The following is a 16,479-nucleotide window of genomic DNA, read 5'->3' as shown; positions in this document are numbered from 1 at the left end:
GCACGCATCAGCCAGCGCATCCTCGCCCTCAACGCTGTCATCTGGCACAACTGGAACATCGGCGCACCCGTGAAACGATCCCTGATCGCCTACGATCACTAACCCAAATTTCACATCAGCGATCTAGGTCTCAGCGGTTCGGCGGCTTCGGGCGCGTCGGCTGGTCGTTCACCACCGCGTCCACGTCGCGCATGTCCTCCTCGCTCAGCCCGCCCGGCCGGTGCTCGGCCGGGTGCGGACGCTCGGCGGGCTCGGCGGCCTGCGTGCGGTCGTACTCGCTCGCCTGTGTGCGGTCGTAGTCAGCCGCCTGCGTGCGCTCGTGCTCGGCGGGCTGCCGGGGCACCGAGTGCCGTTCGTCCGGGTAGGCGGCCTTCGTGTCGGGCGCCGGCCTGTCCACGGTCGTCGTGGCGCCCGCCGCCGCGTCCCGCTCGGCCGCCCGCCGCTCGGCCCGGCGCCTGTACACGACGCCGAGAATCCCGTCGAGGCCGAAGCGTCCCCCGCCCAGCGCCAGGAACAGCAGCGACGCCGCGCCGAGCGCTCCGACGAGCTCCCAGCCGCCCTGCTGGACGAAGATGCCGTTCGGCGCGTGCACGAACACAGCCGCGCCGATCATGCCGATGAGCAGCACCAGCGCGGCCGGCCGCACCAGCAGGCCGAGGATCAGCAGGATGCCGCCGACCGTCTCGGCCACCGTGACGAACGCGGCGGCGAGCTGCGGCATCGGCACGCCCGACTCGGCGAACATGCCGCTCGTGGCGCCCAGCCCGGCCTGCCACTTCTGCAGCCCGTGCGCCAGGAAGATGACGCCGATCACCACCCGTGCGATCAGGGCGGCGATGTCGAACACAACCCTTTTCATGGTCTTTTCTCCCCCGTTTCCAGTACTCATCCCCCTGGCTGGACCAGCGATGCGCCCCCATACCGTTCCTTGACCGACCCGCCGGTGGCAGCATGGGCCGTATGACGGAACGCGTGGTCGGAATCGGTGCCGGGGCCAAGGAGCTGGCCACCGAGGACATGATCCTGAATATCGGGCCGCAGCACCCGTCGACTCACGGAGTTCTGCGCCTGCGGCTCACTCTTGACGGTGAGCGCATCTCCGGCGCCGAGCCGATCATCGGCTACATGCACCGGGGCGCGGAGAAATTGTTCGAGGTGCGCGACTACCGGCAGATCATCGTGCTGGCCAACCGGCACGACTGGCTGTCGGCGTTCGCCAACGAGCTCGGCGTGGTGCTGGCCGCCGAACGCATGCTCGGCATGGAGCCGCCCGTCCGCGCCGTCTGGGCGCGCACGCTGCTGGCGGAGCTCAACCGGGTGCTCAACCACCTGATGTTCCTCGGCTCGTACCCGCTGGAGCTGGGCGCGATGACGCCCATCTTCTACGCCTTCGACGAGCGCGAACGCATCCAGGCCGTCATGGAGGAGATCTCCGGCGGGCGCATGCACTACATGTTCAACCGCGTCGGCGGCCTCAAGGAGGACCTGCCGCTCGGCTGGCTCGACCGGGTCGCCCAGGCCGTCGCCGACACCCGCCGCCGCGTCCCCGACATCGAGAACCTCATCCACGGCAACGAGATCTTCCAGGCCCGCACCAAGGGCGTCGGCGTGCTCTCCCGCGAGCAGATCCTGCAGTACGGGGTCAGCGGCCCCATCGCCCGCGCCTCCGGGGTCGACATCGACCTGCGCCGCGACCAGCCCTACCTGGCCTACCCCGAGCTGCCCGTCACCGTCGTCACCCGCACCGCCGGCGACTGCCACTCCCGCTTCGAGGTGCTGCTGGAGCAGGTCAAGGTCTCGCTCGACCTGGCCGACGCCTGCGTCCAGCGGCTGCGCGAGCTCCCCCAGGGCCCGATCAACCAGCGCCTGCCCAAGGTGCTCAAGGTCCCCGAAGGCCACACGTACGCCTGGACCGAGAACCCGCTCGGCATCAACGGCTACTACCTGGTGTCCAAGGGCGACAAGACGCCGTGGCGGATGAAGCTGCGCTCCGCCTCCTACAACAACATCCAGGTGCTGCGCGAGATGCTGCCCGGGCACCTGGTCTCGGACATGGTGGCGATCCTCGGGTCGATGTTCTTCGTGGTGGGTGACATCGACAAGTGACCTCCCCTCCGCGACGCGACAGGTACGTCGACTGGCTGCGGGCGCTGAGCCTGATCGTGGTGGTGGTCTGGCACTGGGCCTTCACCATCCTGCAGTGGAAACCGCACGGCCCCGAGCCCACCAGCCCGCTCGGCTTCACCTCCGGGCTGTGGATCCTGACCTGGCTGCTCCAGGTCCTACCCCTGTTCTTCTACGTCGGCGGGCACGTCCACCTGCTGTCGTGGGGCCGGGCGTGCGAGCGCGGCACCGGCCTCGGCCGCTTCGTCTGGCGCCGCCTGCGGTCGCTGGCGATCCCGGCGCTGGGCCTGATCGGCGTGTGGGTCGCCGTCGGCGCCGTCGTCACCTGGCTGTTCGACGTGCCGTGGATGTGGCGGGTGGTGCTGCTCGTGCTCAGCCCGCTGTGGTTCCTCGGCGTCTACCTGGTGCTCATCGCGCTCCTCCCCGTCGCGCTCCTCCTGCACCGCAAGTACGACGTGCTGGCCCTCGTCTGGCTGGGCGGGGCGGCGCTGGTCGTCGACGTGGTCCGGTTCCGCTACGACGTCGAGTGGGCCGGCTGGCTCAACATGGTCATCGTGTGGGGGCTGGCGCACCAGGCCGGCTTCTTCTACGACCGCATCGTCGCCCTGCCCCGCCGCTACGACGTCGGCATCCTGTGGACCGGGCTGTTCGCCCTGTTCGGGCTCGTCTACTCGGGCATCTACCCGGGCTCCATGGTGGGCGTGCCGGGGGACAAGTGGTCCAACATGGCGCCGCCGACGTTCGTCATCGTCGCGCTGCTCATCTTCCAGATCGGGCTGGTGGAGGTGCTGCGCCCGGCCATGGAACGGGTCCTGGAACGGCCGGGCTGGAACCGGGTCAACGCCGTCATCAACCGTTTCGCGCTGCCGCTGTTCCTCTTCCACACGACCGGCATGGCCATCGCGCTCGGCCTGTCCTGGTGGCTCTTCGGCAGCCTCACGCCCGAGGTGCCGCCGGACGTGTGGTGGTGGCTGGAGCGTCCCCTGGCCGTCGCCGGCCCGCTGATCTGCACCCTCCCGGTCATCTACCTCTTCGGCCGCCGCCCCCGCGCCGGGCGGCCGGACACCGGCTGAGGGCCTGTCAGCAGAACTCGGCGGCGAGCACGTCGTCGAAGACGCTGAGCGGCGCCCAGTCGCCGTTGACCTGGGCGGTGAGGCGGTGGCCGCCGTCGCGGGCGCCCATGCTGTAGCACCAGGAGCCGTAGGTGGCGCCGCAGGGCAGCTCCTGCTCGAAGACGCCCAGACCGTAGCGGGTGCCGGGGATCCAGCCCTCGGTGGGCACGGTGGCAAGCATCTCGCACAGCATCTCGGCCGGCAGGACGCGCCCGCCGAACAGTGGCGCCAGACCTACGACGCCAGGAGGACGAGCGGCTAGCCGGGCCGCTGATCCTCCGGATCCTTCGGGACGCGGCAGGCGTGCTCCAGGAAGAGCGCCGCCACGATCAACGCCACGCACGACAGGAACGAGCCCGTCGAGACGAAGAACTCCGACCGCGGCGTCTCCTTGGCGAAGAGCTGCACCGTGTGCAGCGCGAAGCCGCCGAACAGCCCCGCGAACACCGCGCCGCCGTAGGCCGACGCCTTGCCCAGGGCCGCCAGCCGGGCCACCGCCAGCGGCTCGACCGGCTTGGTGCCCGGCTTGCGGGCGATCCGCGCCTTCGTCATCCAGGCGGTGTAGGCCTCGCCGATCGCCAGCAGCAGCATCGTCGGGATCGCCGTCCACGGCACCAGCACCAGATCGACGTAGACCAGCCGCACCACGCCCCAGGCGATCAGCGCGACCACGACGATGAGCCCGACGAGCACGCCGGGCCGGGTCGGCCTCAATCCGGCCTCTGCAGCTTCAGGTCCTCGCGCAACCGCACACCCCGCCGGTCCAGGCCCACGAGCAGGTCGGCCACCCGGCCCCGCCCCGGCAGCTCACCGTCAGGGTCGGCCGCCGCCCACGGCACCAGCACGAACGCCCGCTCGTGCGCCCGAGGATGCGGCAGCGTCAGCTCCGGGTCGTCGCTGACCGTGTCACCCACCATGATCAGATCGACGTCGAGCGTGCGCGGCCCCCACCGCTCCTGGCGCACCCGCCCGAACGCGTTCTCCACGCTCTGCGCCCGCTCCAGCAGCGTGCGCGGCGGCAGCGTGGTCTCCGCCACGACCACCGCGTTCAGATAAGGGCGCTGGCCCCCCGGACCGCCCACCGGATCGGTCTCGTAGACCGGCGACGCCGCGACGAACTCCAGCCCCGGCGCGTCGAACAGCGTGTCGACGGCCCCCTGCAACGTCAGGAACCGCCGCCCCAGGTTGCCGCCCAGGGCGAGGACGACCTTCATGCGCGCCTCCGCTCGATCGTCACCACCACGTCGCCGAACGGCAGCGGGATCGGCGCCGCCGGCTTGTGCACACTCACCTCGACCGACTCGACGAGCTCCCGGGCCAGGCAGACGTCGGCCAGCCGCTGCGCGAGCGTCTCGATCAGGTCAACCGGCTCGCCCTCGACCACCTTGACCAGGTCCTGGGCCAGCTCGCCGTAGTCGACGGTCCTGGACAGGTCGTCACCGGCCGCGGCCGGCGCGGTGTCGAGGAACAGCGTCACGTCGACGACGAACTCCTGCCCCAGCTCACGCTCGGCCGCGAGCACCCCGTGTCTCCCCCGGGCCCGCAGGCCCTTCAGCGCGATCCGGTCAGCGCTCAAGCTCGCCTTCCTCCTCCTCGTCGTCATCGCCCTGCAGCACCGGCGAGCCGTGGTGCATCCACAGCCGCCAGCCCTGACCCGTGCGGATGTAGACGTTGCTGGCCACCACCTTGCCGGCGGCGAAACTCGACTCGCCCTCCTCGCCCGCGGTGAGGATGTTCTCCACGCAGGTGAGCACGGCCACGTCGCCCAGCACCGTGGTGTTGACGTCGGTGAGCACGAACTGGATGTAGGTCGTGTTGGCCATGATCAGCGCCCACGACCGCAGCACCTCCGAGCGGCCCGTCAGCAGGGTCCAGCCGGGATGCACGCAGCTCACCTGGTCGTCGGCGGTGTCCTCGGCCCAGATCTCGGTCATCCTGTCGAGGTTGCCGTCCTCGATCGCGGTGTAGAAGTCCTGGTTGACCGTCTCGATGGCGGCGGTGTCGACGCTCATGTGTTGGCTCCGGCTCTCTTCCATGCTGCGGCCACGCGCACGGCGTCGGCGTTGGGACCTACGTGGTGGACCCGTACGCACCAGGCGCCCTCACGGGCCGCCAGCGCGGTCACGGCCAGGGTCGCGTCGTCGCTGCCGCTGAACGGGCGGGGGGTGCCGTCGGCGCCGGCCAGCAGCCGCCCCAGGAACCTCTTGCGTGAGGCCCCGATGAGCAGCGGATAGCCGAGCTCGGCGAGTTGCTGCGTGCCGGCCAGCAGCGCCCAGTTGTGCGCCGCGTTCTTGGCGAAGCCGAGGCCGGGGTCGAGCACGATCTGCTCCTCGGACACGCCCTCGGCGAGCACCAGGTCGACCCGCTTGGCGAGCTCCTCGCGCACCTCGGTGACCACGTCGTGGTAGACGGCGCGGCTGTCCATGTCCTGACTGTGGCCGCGCCAGTGCATCACCACGTAGGGGACGCCGGTGGCGGCGACCACGCGCGGCATGGCGGGATCGGCCAGGCCGCCGCTCACGTCGTTGACCAGCCGCGCGCCCGCCTCGACGGCGGCCCTGGCCACCTCGGCGCGCATCGTGTCGACGCTGACGGCCACGCCCTCCGCGTTGAGCGCCCTGATCACGGGCACCACGCGGGCCAGCTCTTCCTCCAGCGACACCCTGGCGGCGCCCGGCCTGGTGGACTCGCCGCCCACGTCGACGATGTCGGCCCCCTCGGCGACCAGCTCCAGGCCGCGGCGGATCGCCACGCCCTCGTCGAACCAGAGACCGCCGTCGGAGAACGAGTCAGGGGTCACGTTGACGACGCCCATGACAAGGCACCGGTCCTCGTCGCCCAGCCCCGGCACTCTCGTCATGAGGCCAAGCCTAGGCGCTCGCCCATACCTGGTGATATCGCGGGTCCCTGGTTGTGGATAACGATCCATCCCCGGCGGAATGCATGCGGCGCGGTCAGGCGTCAGCGTCCCAGGATCAGCGCCATCGCCTCGGCGCGGGTCTTGTCGCTGGTGCGGAAGTCGCCCCGGACGGCCGACGTGACGGTCTTGGCGCCGGGCTTGCGCACGCCCCGCATGGTCATGCACAGGTGCTCGGCCTCGACCACGACGATGACGCCGCGCGGCTCCAGCACCCGCATGATCGCGTCGGCGATCTGCGACGTCATCCGCTCCTGGACCTGCGGCCGGCGGGCGAACACGTCGACCAGCCTGGCCAGCTTCGACAGGCCCGTCACCTGACCCTGGTCGTTCGGGATGTAGCCGACGTGGGCCGACCCGTAAAAAGGCACCAAATGGTGCTCACAGGTTGAGTAGACCTCGATGTCCTTGACCAGCACCATCTCGTCGTGGTCGACGTCGAAGACCTTGTTGAGCACGTCTTCCGGGGTCTGGTGCAGGCCGGAGAACTGCTCGGCGTAGGCGCGGGCGACACGGGCGGGCGTCTCGAGAAGGCCGTCGCGGTCGGGATCCTCGCCGATGGCGTACAGGATCTCGCGGACGGCCTTCTCGATCCGGCCGAAATCTACGTCGTGCGGCTTCACGCACTGTCCCCGGAAGGCAGCGCGTCCTGGTGGCCCGAGGTGAGCGAGCCGTTGGCCGACTGCTCCTTCGGCGTCAGGATCGGCGGCCGGTCGGAGGGCAGCCGCTTGCCGTAGCCCGCGTAGGAGGGACGGTGCTCCTTGACGACCACCGGGGAGAAGATCTCCAGCACCTGGGCGCGGGAGAGCGTCTCCTTCTCCATGAGCTCGAGCACCAGGTTGTCGAGCACGTCGCGGTATTCGACCAGGATGTCCCACGCCTGGTCGTGCGCCGTCTCGATCATCCGGCGGACTTCCTCGTCGATCGTGGAGGCGATCTTCTCGGAGTAGTCGCGCTCGTGGCCCATCTCGCGGCCCAGGAACACCTCGGCCTGACCGCTGCCGAACTTACGGGCGCCGAGCTGCTCGCTCATGCCGTATTCGGTCACCATGCGGCGGGCGACGGCCGTGGCCTTCTCGATGTCGTTGGAGGCGCCGGTGGTGGGCTCGTGGAAGACGAGCTCCTCCGCCGCGCGGCCGCCCAGCAGCATCGCGAGCTGGTCCATCATCTCCGACCTGGTGGCCAGGAACTTGTCCTCCATCGGCAGCGTCATCGTGTAGCCGAGCGCGCGACCCCGGGACAGGATCGTGATCTTGTGCACCGGGTCGGAGTTCGGCAGCGCGTGCGCCACCAGCGCGTGACCGCCCTCGTGGTAGGCGATCATCTTCTTCTCCTTGTCAGACATGACCCGCGTCTTGCGCTCGGGCCCTGCCATGACACGGTCGATCGACTCCTCCAGCATGTCCATCGTGATCAGCTTCTCGTCGGCACGCGCGGTGAGCAGCGCGGCCTCGTTGATCACGTTGGCCAGGTCGGCGCCGGTGAACCCGGGAGTGCGGCGGGCGATGACGTCGAGGTCGACGCCCGGCGCGAACGGCTTGCCGCGCCCGTGCACCTTGAGGATGCCCTTACGGCCCTCCAGGTCGGGACGGTCGACGGTGACCTGCCGGTCGAACCGGCCAGGACGCAGCAGCGCCGGGTCGAGGATGTCGGGCCGGTTGGTCGCGGCGATGAGGATCACGCCGCCCTTGACGTCGAAGCCGTCCATCTCGACGAGGAGCTGGTTGAGCGTCTGCTCGCGCTCGTCGTGACCGCCGCCCAGGCCGGCGCCGCGGTGGCGGCCGACGGCGTCGATCTCGTCGATGAAGATGATCGCCGGGGCGTTGGCCTTCGCCTGCTCGAACAGGTCACGCACCCGGGAGGCGCCGACGCCGACGAACATCTCGACGAAGTCGGAGCCGGAGATCGAGTAGAACGGCACGCCCGCCTCACCCGCGACCGCGCGGGCGAGCAGGGTCTTGCCGGTGCCGGGCGGGCCGTAAAGCAGCACGCCCTTGGGGATCTTGGCGCCGATCGCCTGGAACTTGGCCGGGGCCTGCAGGAACTCCTTGATCTCCTGAAGCTCCTCGATGGCCTCGTCCGCGCCTGCGACGTCGGCGAACGTGGTCTTGGGGGTGTCCTTGGTGATCAGCTTGGCCTTGGACTTGCCGAAGTTCATCACCCGGCTGCCGCCGCCCTGCATCTGGTTCATGATGAACAGGAAGATCAGCACGATGATGACGATCGGCAGGAAGCTGAGCAGGAGGCTCACCAGGAAGCTCTCCTGGGGCACGTCGGTCGCGAAGCTCTTGGTCTTTTTGGCGTCGACCTGCGCCTGCAGCTCGTCGGTCAGCTTTGCGCCGTAGCCGGTGACCCAGTCAGACTGGATCGTCTTCGTCGGCGTGCCGCTGCCGCCGACCTGGATCGGGCTGTGCAGCGTCAGCTCGATCCGCTGGTCCTTGTCGATGATCTTGGCATTGCTGACATTGCCGGTGCGGATCTGCTGGAGCACCGTTGACGTGTCGGCCTGCTTGTAGTTGCCGCCGCCGCTCCAGAGCTGGGTGACGAGCAGGAGCAGCACGACGATGCCCAGGATCCACAGCAGTGGCCCACGTGTAAATCGCTTGAGATCCATCCGATGCGGAACCCCTTGCGGGCCCGTCCCTTCCTGACCATGGCCTGGAACCCCGGGAAATCCCGGGGCCGCGGCATCCGACACCGCGACTTCTGACTACCCGAAGGGGACGCAGGGTCACCCTCCCGGAGTCAGAAGGTACACCGGAGGAGCGCACGGAGGGACCGCCCGCTACACCGGTCTTGCCCTACCAACGTACGTCAAGGCACGCGGTGTTCCCGGCCACAGTCAGGATTGCTAGCGGTAAACGTGCGGCGCGAGGGTCCCGATGAACGGAAGGTTCCGGTATCGCTCGGCGTAGTCGAGGCCGTAGCCGATCACGAACTCGTTGGGGATGTCGAAGCCCACGTACTTGACGTCGATCGGCACCTTGACCGCGTCGGGCTTGCGCAGCGCCGTGCAGATCTCCAGCGAGGCCGGGTTGCGCGACTTGAGGTTCTCCAGCAGCCAGTGGAGGGTCAGACCGGAGTCGATGATGTCCTCCACGATGAGCACGTGGCGGTTCATGATGTCGGTGTCGAGGTCCTTCAGCACCCGCACGACGCCCGACGACTTGGTGCCGGCCCCGTAGGACGACACCGCCATCCAGTCCATCTGCACCGGCACGTGCAACGCCCTGGCCAGGTCGGCCATCACCATGACGGCGCCCTTGAGCACGCCCACGAGCAGCAGCTCCTGGCCCGCGTAGTCCTCGTCGATGCGCCCGGCAAGCTGCTTGATCTTGGCCTGGAGCTCGTCCTCCGGGATGAGGATCTTCTCCAGATCCTTGCCCATGTCGGCAGCGTCCACCTGTTGGTTCCTTACGCGATGGGACGGATGGCGACTATCAGGGTGCCATACCGCCGGACGGCGCTCAGACCCCCGGGCAGGTCCACCGCCTTCTGCCCGTGCCACCGCGTGATCAGCCGCTCCACCGCCCGCACGTGCCCCGCCGAGAGCGCCCCGGAGGGCGCTCCCGCCGCGAGCGCCGCCCGCCGCAGCACTCGTGTCCGTACGGCCCCGGGGACCCCTTCCAGAGCCCGTACGGCCAGCGTCACGTTTCCGGCGATATCGCTTAGAGCGCAATCCTGGTACACCGATTCGGCCCACTGATCGAGCGCGTCCGCGTCCTCACGCGCCAGCCCCGCCGTCCGCGCCAACGCCTCCGCCACCCCCGGCCCCAGCTCCCTCTCCAGAACCGGCAGCGCCACCGCCCGCACCCGAACCCGCGTGAACCGCGGATCGTCGTTGTGCGGATCCTGCCACGGAGCCAGCCCCAGCGCCTCGCACGCCGCCACCGTCGTCGCCCGCGAAAGCTCCAGGAACGGCCGCCGATAGACGCCCGACACCGCCGCCATCCCCGCGATCGACCGCAGCCCGCTCCCCCTCGCCAGGCCCAGCAGCACGGTCTCCGCCTGATCGTCACGCGTGTGCCCCAGCAGCACCGCCGCCGCCCCATGAGCCTCGGCCGCCTCGCCCAGCGCGGCATAACGCGCATCCCTGGCCGCCGCCTCCGGCCCGCCCGCCGTGCCCACCACCACGGCCCGCATCTCACCGAACCCCAGGCCCAGCTCCCCCGCCAACGCCGCCACCCGCGCCGCCCGCTCCCCGGAACCCTCCTGAAGCTGGTGATCGACGCTCACGAGCCCCGTACGCAGCCCCGCCCTCGGCCCCACGAACCCCGTCGCCGCCGCCAACGCCAGCGAATCGGCGCCCCCACTGCACGCCACGAGCACCAGCGCCCCCTCGGGCACGTCCGCCAGCGCCTCACGCACCATCCTGCGAACATCGGCTACAGCCGGATGCGGTCCCACAGCCCCATTCTCCCCGCCCGGGCCGTCAACCCGTACGAGAGCGCCGAGCTCCACCGACCATCACCCCACCGACCCGGCGCCGGAGGGGAGGGCGGAGGGCCGTTCGAGGGTGCGCCACTGAAGGCACGCCTTTCCCGATGGACGACCGGCTGCCGTCAGGCGGCCGGGCCGGGGGGGTCAGCTGGGGAGGGCGGGGGTGCCGATGACGCGGCGGATCCAGGCGTCCGGGTCGGAGATCTCCGCCGGGGTGGGCAGCGTGTTGGGTGAGGTCCAGACGCGGTTGAAGCCGTCCATGCCGGCCTGGCCGACGACGCGGTGGACGAAGGCGGAGCCTTCGGCGTACTGCTTCATCTTGAGCTCGATGCCGAGCAGGCGGCGGATGGTGCGGTCGAGGCGGGAGCCGCCTTCGCGGCGCTGGGCGAACTTGGCGCGGATGTCGGCGACCGACGGCACGACGGAGGGCCCGACGGCGTCCATCACGTAGTCGCCGTGCCCCTCGACGAGGGTCATGACAGCCGTGAGCCGGTCGAGGATCTCCTTCTGCTGGGGCGACTGGATGACGTCGATGAGGTTGCCCTCGCCGCCGCGGACGACGTCGGCGACGGTGTCGGCGGCGCCGCGCAGGCGGTCGACGAGCGTGGGCAGGTCGAGGTCGGAGGCGAGCAGGAAGTCGGTCATCTGGGACCGGACGTACTCGCGCAGCCAGGAGACGCCGGTGAACTGGACCCGGTGGGTCTCTTCGTGCAGGCAGACCCACAGGCGGAAGTCGTGCGGGTTGACGTTCATCTCGCGCTCGGCGTTGACGATGTTGGGCGCGACGAGCGTGAGGCGGCCGGCGGGCTCGCGTCCGCTGGGGTCGGGCGGCAGGAACAGCTCGTACTGGCCGAGGACCCGGGTGGCGAGGAAGGCGAGGACGGCGCCGACCTCGACGCCGGTGATGCGGGAGCCGACGGCGGAGATGATCGCGGGCGGCGGGTTGGCGCCGTTGGCGACCTTCTGCGTGAGGGGCTCCAGCACGACGCGGAAGCCTTCGACGTTGGCCCGGATCCAGCCGGGCCGGTCGACGATGGTCGCGGGCTGTGGCGCGGTCTCGGTGTGGATCTTGGTGAACTCGCGTACGTGGCCTTCGGCCTCGCGCGAGAGCGTGCGGAGCTCGGCGACGGCCTGCCTGGCCTCCTCCCGGCTCACTTGGGGACCGGGGCGCACCAGGCGCGTGCCGGTCGTGACGGCCAGATCCCAGTCGATCACCTGCATAACGTCCACCGTACGTGTTTCTCGTCAAGACCGCGCGACGATGGCGGCCAGCCTGTCGAGCACGGGTTCGGCGTAGACGGGGACCCGGTCGGCCAGGAAGGCGAAGGTGACCAGCCTGCCGTCCTTGGTGGTGGCGAGTCCGGCGAGCGTGTTGACGTGGTTGAGGGTGCCGGTCTTGGCCCTGACCAGGCCGACCTGGCCTTTGCTGTCGGCGCCGGTGAAGCGGCGGCCGTTGCCGAGGGTGCCGGTGAAGCCGGCGATGGGCATGCCGGAGGCGACGGCGCGCAGCTCGGGGTGCTGGGGTGAGCCGGCGAGGGCGATGGCGCGGGCCATGGCGGAGGCGCTGATGCGGTTGCGGATGGACAGGCCGCTGCCGTCGGACACCTGGACGCCCTTGGTGATGCCGAGCCGGTGGAGCACCTGGGGGACGGCCTTGGCGAGCCCGGCGAACGAGCCCGGCTGGCCTTCCTTGATGGCGACGTGCCGGGCGAGGGCTTCGGCGAGGTCGTTGTCGCTGAAGGTGAGGGTGTGCTCGACGAGGGCGTAGATCGGCGCGGATTCGACCCTGGCCAGCTCGGCGGCTCCGGCGGGGGCCTTGCCGGGGCGTACGGACCTGGCGGCGCTGATGCCGTGCTTGCGCAGGACGCCGGCGAAGGCGGCGGCGGCGTGGGCGGCCGGGTCGGCGACGCGGGGCTGGCGCTGGCCGGGAATCTGGCGGCCCTCGTCGATGGTGAGGGCGTGGACGGGGGCGACCTCGCCGTCGGGCACGTAGTTGGGCTTCCAGCCGGGCGCCTGGACGGGCCCGGTGAACAGGGAGGCGTCGTAGGTGAGCGTGACCTTGGTGACGCCGCGGGCCTTGAGCGCGGCGGCGGTGCGGGAGGCGAGCGTGGTGAGCGACGCCTGGTCGGTGAAGTCGCCGGGCTTGGCCTGGGGGCCGCGCAGCATCGGGTCGCCGCCGCCGACGAGGACGATCGCGTTCGCGGAGCCGCCCTGGACGACGCGGGTGGCCAGGCGGGTGTCGGGGCCGAGGGAGGCGAGCGCGGCGGCGCCGGTGACGACCTTGGTGGTGGAGGCGGGGGTGATGCCGGTGTCGGGGTCGGCGGCGAAGATCTGCTCGCCGGTCGTGACGTCGACGACGACGGCGCCGACGCGCTTGCCGAGCGCTTCGTCACCCAGCGCATCGGTGAGCTGCTGCGTCAAAGTACCCTTAGTCGGGAGAGGTCCGTCTCCTGACCTCGCCGGAAGCTGGGCCAGCACAGGCCCGGCGGTGACCACGGGGACGGGGGGAACCCCTTCGGGAGACGCGCTCGTCTCGGCCGGTGACGGCCGCCTCGTCAGCGCGCTCAGGTCGAGGTCGTTGTTCATCGCATAGACGCCGGTGACGATGGTCACGACCTGCAGCATGACGAGAGTGGTCAGCATCACCCACCGCTCGTGCCGCGCCACGTCGCCTGACCTCTCTCCTGGTGTTCGCCTACGAGACATTAACGCCCGCCCGGGGGTGCCCGGGGGGCCGAGCGGAGGAACCGCGGTGGAGTTCGACGTTGTCGTTGAGATTCCCAAGGGGCAACGGAACAAGTACGAAGTGGACCACGAGTCCGGCAAGATCAGGCTGGACCGGCTGCTGTTCACCTCCACGCAGTACCCCGCCGACTACGGCTTCATCGAGAACACCCTCGGTGAGGACGGCGACCCGCTGGACGCGCTGGTGCTGCTGCAGGAGCCGACGTTCCCGGGCTGCTACATCACCTGCCGGGCGGTCGGCATGTTCCGGATGACCGACGAGAAGGGCGGCGACGACAAGGTCCTGTGCGTCCCCGCCACCGACCCGCGCATGGCGCACATCCAGGACATCCACCATGTCCCGGAGTTCGACCGGCTGGAGATCCAGCACTTCTTCGAGGTCTACAAGGACCTGGAGCCGGGCAAGTCGGTCGAGGGCGCCAACTGGGTGGGCCGCATGGAGGCGCAGGCCGAGATCGAGCGCTCCTTCCAGCGGGCCAAGGACGAGGGCCACGGCCACTGACCTTCAGCGGGGCCTGGTGGCGCCCACCAGGTCCCCTCGCCACATCGACGCGATCCGCACGACGTCGCCGGTCTGCGGGGCGTGCACCATGAGCCCCGGCGCGACGTACATCCCCACGTGGTGGATGGTCGACGGGTCGTTCTTGTCGTAGCCGAAGAACAGCAGGTCGCCGCGGCGCAGCTGGTCGAGCGGCACGTGCGGCCCGGACGTCCACTGGGTGCCCGTCCAGTGGTCGAGCCGCACGCCGGCCCGCTCCCAGGCCCGCATGGTCAGGCCGGAGCAGTCGTAGCTGGCGGGCCCGTCGGCGGCCCACAGGTAGGGCTTGCCGAGCTGGGTCAGCGCCCAGTTGGCGGCCACGTCGCCCATCGAGGAGCCGCTGGAGAGCGGCACGTGCCCGATGCGGGTCTGCCGCCGCCTGGCGAGCAGTTCGGCGCGGGTGCGGGCGGCGTCGACGAGCCGTTGCAGCTCGTCGCGCCTGGCTCTGAGCTCCTTGGTCTCGCGCCGCTGCCGGGCGACCGCCTCCCGGGCGGCGATCTTGGCGCGTTCGGCCGCCTCGGCGGCGTACTGCTGGGCGGCGTGCACGCTCGCGGCGTGCGTGGTCAGGATCTCGGCGACCTCCTCGGCGTCGCGCAGCCGGGTGAGCAGCAGGCCGCGCTCGCCGCCGAGCTGCCGCAGCAGCCCGGCCCGGTGCAGGTAGCCGTCGTGGTCGCCGTGGTCGTTGAGCATGCCGAGGTATTCGGCGGGCAGCGGCAGCCCGCCGTAGCTCTGGGCGGCGAGCATCGCCACCGCCTGCCGGGCCCGCTCGACCTCCGTGGTCGCGGCGCTCTGCCGCGCGGCGGCCTCCCGGTGCGCCTGCTCGGCCTGGCGGAGCCGGACGACCTCCCCGTTGTACGCCTCCACCAGCCGCTCGGCCTCGGCCGCGAGCCGGTCGAGCCGCCCCTGCGCCTCGGCCAGCTCGGCGCTTGCCGTGCCGAGCTCCTTCGCACGATCCCGTACGGCCTGCCGCGCTCTGGCGACGTCACGCGGCCCCGGTTCGGCGTGAACCGGCGGGCACAGCGCGACGACCAGGGTGGCGACCAGGAATCCGGCTCTGACGTGCATAGAATCCCCCTGCGGTCACTCTATGCACACACTTCCCAACAGTAACGAATGCCACACTCTCAGCTCGTTACAGAGGGTGATACCGACTCGGTGGGGGTCGCCGTGGCGGGCGGCGTGGCGGTGCTCGTCGGCTTGCCCGTCGGTTTCGCCGTCGGCTTCGGCGACGGTTTGGGCGACGGCGTGGGCGTCGTCGGCGTGGGCGCCGGGGTGGGATCGGGCTGCGGTGACGGCATCACCGGCGGCTTGCCGGAGGGGCGCGGCTTGCCGGGCGGCGGGGTCACCGGGTCGACGGGGTGGACCGGGTCGAGCGTGGGGTCGCCGAGGTCTGGGCCGGTCGGCGGCGGGGTGCTCGGCACGGGCTCGGGGTCGCCGCCGATCGGGGTGAAGACGGGCGGCTGCGGGCTGGGCGTCTGCTGCCCGGCCGTCGCGGGGGTCACGCCGAGCGGGCGGGTGGCCGTGCTGTCGACCTCCACGCTGCCGGGCACCTGCCGCCGGTCGGACCAGGGCAGGGTGAGGCCGGGCGGCTCGCCCTGCGGCGGGAACGCGACGGAGGCGACGCCGGGCAGCCCGCCGACCTCCTTGCCGAAGTAGTCGAAGATCGTCGCTATCGCCACCAGGGTCGCGACCGCCGCCAGCGCGCCTGCCAGCGCCCGAGGCCACTTGCGCGGCCCCCGCACGACGGCAACGGGAAACCCGGCGGCGTCCAGCGCCTCCGAGCGCCTGGCCACATAGCGCCGGTAGAGGTGCAGCTCGGGGTCGACGAAGCAGCTCAGCACCCGGACCCTGAGCACGTCGGGCAGCGTGATCTGCGGCAGCAGCTCGTAGACCTTGGCGGCCGACACCTGGCGGTTGCGGTGCGGGGCGCAGGTCTCGCAGCGGGCCACGTGGGCGACGAGCTGCTCGCGCATGCCGGCGGTCAGCTCGCCGGCGAAGCCGGTGAGGATGCGGGCCCGGCGCGGGCAGTCGTAGGGGCCCTTCCTGGCCAGGAACTCCACGGTGATGGCGTCGCGCAGCCGGTCGCGGGCGGCTTCGTGGGCCGCCTCGGCCTGGCGGGCGGTGACGCCGAGGACGGCGGCGACGTGCGGCATCGGCAGCCCGTGCCGGGCGTTCAGCTCCAGCGTCTCGCGGTCGGCCGTGGGCAGGCTCTGGACGGCGTTCCAGGCCACGACCCGCAGGTCGGCGTCGTCGGGGTCGGTGATCTCGGGCGCCTCGGCCAGCGTCTCGCCGGCGTCGGGCAGGTCGGCCATGCGCCTGCGCAGGCACTCGCCCCGGGCCAGCGCGTAGAGCCAGGGCCGCAGCAGGTCGGGGTCGGACAGCGCGGCGGCGTGCGCCTCGGCGGCGATCAGGGCGTCGCGGAGCGCGACCTGGGCGCTGTCGGTATTGCGCAGAAGGGTCCAGCAGTAGCGGTAGATGCCTTCGGCGTATGTGTCGTACAGGACGGCCACGGCGCCCGGGTCACCGGAGCGCAGGGCCTCGACCAGGTCACGGTCACTCATGTAACCGAAGGTAATGGATTGGTAACTTGTAGTTCTACCGAT

18 protein-coding genes are annotated in these 16,479 nt (G+C 70.8%); 3 read left to right on the top strand and 15 right to left on the bottom strand.

Going from position 1 to position 16,479, the window contains the following annotated elements; genetic code table 11:
- Positions 1-130: 130 nt before the first annotated feature.
- Positions 131-859: a DoxX family protein gene (locus ACBI99_RS35475; RefSeq protein ID WP_219501386.1), complete on the bottom strand. Its 729-nt coding sequence runs from the start codon at positions 857-859 to the stop codon at positions 131-133.
- A 101-nt stretch (positions 860-960) separates the two neighbouring features.
- On the opposite strand from ACBI99_RS35475, the gene ACBI99_RS35470 reads away from it, so the two are divergent.
- Together ACBI99_RS35470 and ACBI99_RS35465 are read left to right on the top strand one after the other, a co-directional pair.
- Entirely contained in the window at positions 961-2,106 is a 1,146-nt protein-coding gene (locus ACBI99_RS35470; protein ID WP_219501384.1) for an NADH-quinone oxidoreductase subunit D, read from the top strand.
- Entirely contained in the window at positions 2,103-3,197 is a 1,095-nt protein-coding gene (locus ACBI99_RS35465) for an acyltransferase (RefSeq protein ID WP_375074455.1), read from the top strand. Before ACBI99_RS35470 ends, ACBI99_RS35465 begins: the two co-directional genes overlap by 4 nt.
- 7 nt (positions 3,198-3,204) lie before the next feature.
- Here ACBI99_RS35465 and ACBI99_RS35460 read toward each other — a convergent pair whose 3' ends face one another.
- From ACBI99_RS35460 to dacB, 12 genes are all read right to left on the bottom strand, one after another.
- Positions 3,205-3,417 carry a hypothetical protein gene (locus tag ACBI99_RS35460; protein WP_375074454.1) on the bottom strand — a complete coding sequence of 71 codons (213 nt, stop codon included), beginning with the start codon at positions 3,415-3,417 and terminating at the stop codon, positions 3,205-3,207.
- A gap of 77 nt (positions 3,418-3,494) precedes the next feature.
- Positions 3,495-3,950, bottom strand: a complete 456-nt coding sequence (locus ACBI99_RS35455; protein WP_219501378.1) for a DUF3180 domain-containing protein — start codon at positions 3,948-3,950, stop codon at positions 3,495-3,497.
- Entirely contained in the window at positions 3,947-4,450 is a 504-nt protein-coding gene (gene folK / locus ACBI99_RS35450; RefSeq protein ID WP_219501376.1) for a 2-amino-4-hydroxy-6-hydroxymethyldihydropteridine diphosphokinase, read from the bottom strand. The genes ACBI99_RS35455 and folK overlap by 4 nt, the downstream gene beginning before the upstream one ends.
- Positions 4,447-4,812 carry a dihydroneopterin aldolase gene (gene folB / locus ACBI99_RS35445; RefSeq protein ID WP_372455345.1) on the bottom strand — a complete coding sequence of 122 codons (366 nt, stop codon included), beginning with the start codon at positions 4,810-4,812 and terminating at the stop codon, positions 4,447-4,449. Before folB ends, folK begins: the two co-directional genes overlap by 4 nt.
- Positions 4,802-5,248, bottom strand: a complete 447-nt coding sequence (locus ACBI99_RS35440; protein ID WP_219501370.1) for a nuclear transport factor 2 family protein — start codon at positions 5,246-5,248, stop codon at positions 4,802-4,804. Before ACBI99_RS35440 ends, folB begins: the two co-directional genes overlap by 11 nt.
- Positions 5,245-6,051 carry a dihydropteroate synthase gene (gene folP / locus ACBI99_RS35435; RefSeq protein WP_219501645.1) on the bottom strand — a complete coding sequence of 269 codons (807 nt, stop codon included), beginning with the start codon at positions 6,049-6,051 and terminating at the stop codon, positions 5,245-5,247. The genes ACBI99_RS35440 and folP overlap by 4 nt, the downstream gene beginning before the upstream one ends.
- A 146-nt stretch (positions 6,052-6,197) precedes the next feature.
- Positions 6,198-6,776, bottom strand: coding sequence for a GTP cyclohydrolase I FolE (gene folE, locus ACBI99_RS35430; RefSeq protein WP_219501367.1), 579 nt, complete (start codon positions 6,774-6,776; stop codon positions 6,198-6,200).
- Entirely contained in the window at positions 6,773-8,767 is a 1,995-nt protein-coding gene (gene ftsH / locus ACBI99_RS35425; protein ID WP_219501365.1) for an ATP-dependent zinc metalloprotease FtsH, read from the bottom strand. The genes folE and ftsH overlap by 4 nt, the downstream gene beginning before the upstream one ends.
- A 237-nt stretch (positions 8,768-9,004) precedes the next feature.
- Positions 9,005-9,556 carry a hypoxanthine phosphoribosyltransferase gene (gene hpt / locus ACBI99_RS35420; protein WP_375074453.1) on the bottom strand — a complete coding sequence of 184 codons (552 nt, stop codon included), beginning with the start codon at positions 9,554-9,556 and terminating at the stop codon, positions 9,005-9,007.
- An 11-nt stretch (positions 9,557-9,567) separates the two neighbouring features.
- Positions 9,568-10,524 (bottom strand): tRNA lysidine(34) synthetase TilS, encoded by a 957-nt coding sequence (gene tilS, locus ACBI99_RS35415; protein WP_375074452.1) that lies wholly within the window; start codon positions 10,522-10,524, stop codon positions 9,568-9,570.
- A gap of 213 nt (positions 10,525-10,737) precedes the next feature.
- Entirely contained in the window at positions 10,738-11,814 is a 1,077-nt protein-coding gene (locus ACBI99_RS35410) for a zinc-dependent metalloprotease (protein ID WP_219501360.1), read from the bottom strand.
- Positions 11,815-11,838: 24 nt separating this feature from the next.
- Entirely contained in the window at positions 11,839-13,260 is a 1,422-nt protein-coding gene (gene dacB, locus ACBI99_RS35405; protein WP_219501358.1) for a D-alanyl-D-alanine carboxypeptidase/D-alanyl-D-alanine-endopeptidase, read from the bottom strand.
- Positions 13,261-13,345: 85 nt separating this feature from the next.
- On the opposite strand from dacB, the gene ACBI99_RS35400 reads away from it, so the two are divergent.
- Positions 13,346-13,840, top strand: a complete 495-nt coding sequence (locus ACBI99_RS35400; protein WP_219501356.1) for an inorganic diphosphatase — start codon at positions 13,346-13,348, stop codon at positions 13,838-13,840.
- 3 nt (positions 13,841-13,843) lie between these two features.
- Here the strand turns inward: ACBI99_RS35400 and ACBI99_RS35395 are convergent, their stop codons facing one another.
- Positions 13,844-14,941, bottom strand: coding sequence for an NlpC/P60 family protein (locus ACBI99_RS35395; RefSeq protein WP_357583088.1), 1,098 nt, complete (start codon positions 14,939-14,941; stop codon positions 13,844-13,846).
- 59 nt (positions 14,942-15,000) lie between these two features.
- Complete coding sequence (locus tag ACBI99_RS35390; protein ID WP_357583086.1) at positions 15,001-16,437, bottom strand: sigma-70 family RNA polymerase sigma factor; 1,437 nt, start codon at positions 16,435-16,437, stop codon at positions 15,001-15,003.
- Positions 16,438-16,479: the final 42 nt, after the last annotated feature.

Origin of the sequence: Nonomuraea sp. ATR24, assembly GCF_041950485.1 — a bacterium.
Classification (GTDB): Bacteria; Actinomycetota; Actinomycetes; order Streptosporangiales; family Streptosporangiaceae; genus Nonomuraea; species Nonomuraea ceibae.
This window is presented reverse-complemented; position numbering and strand designations above follow the sequence as displayed.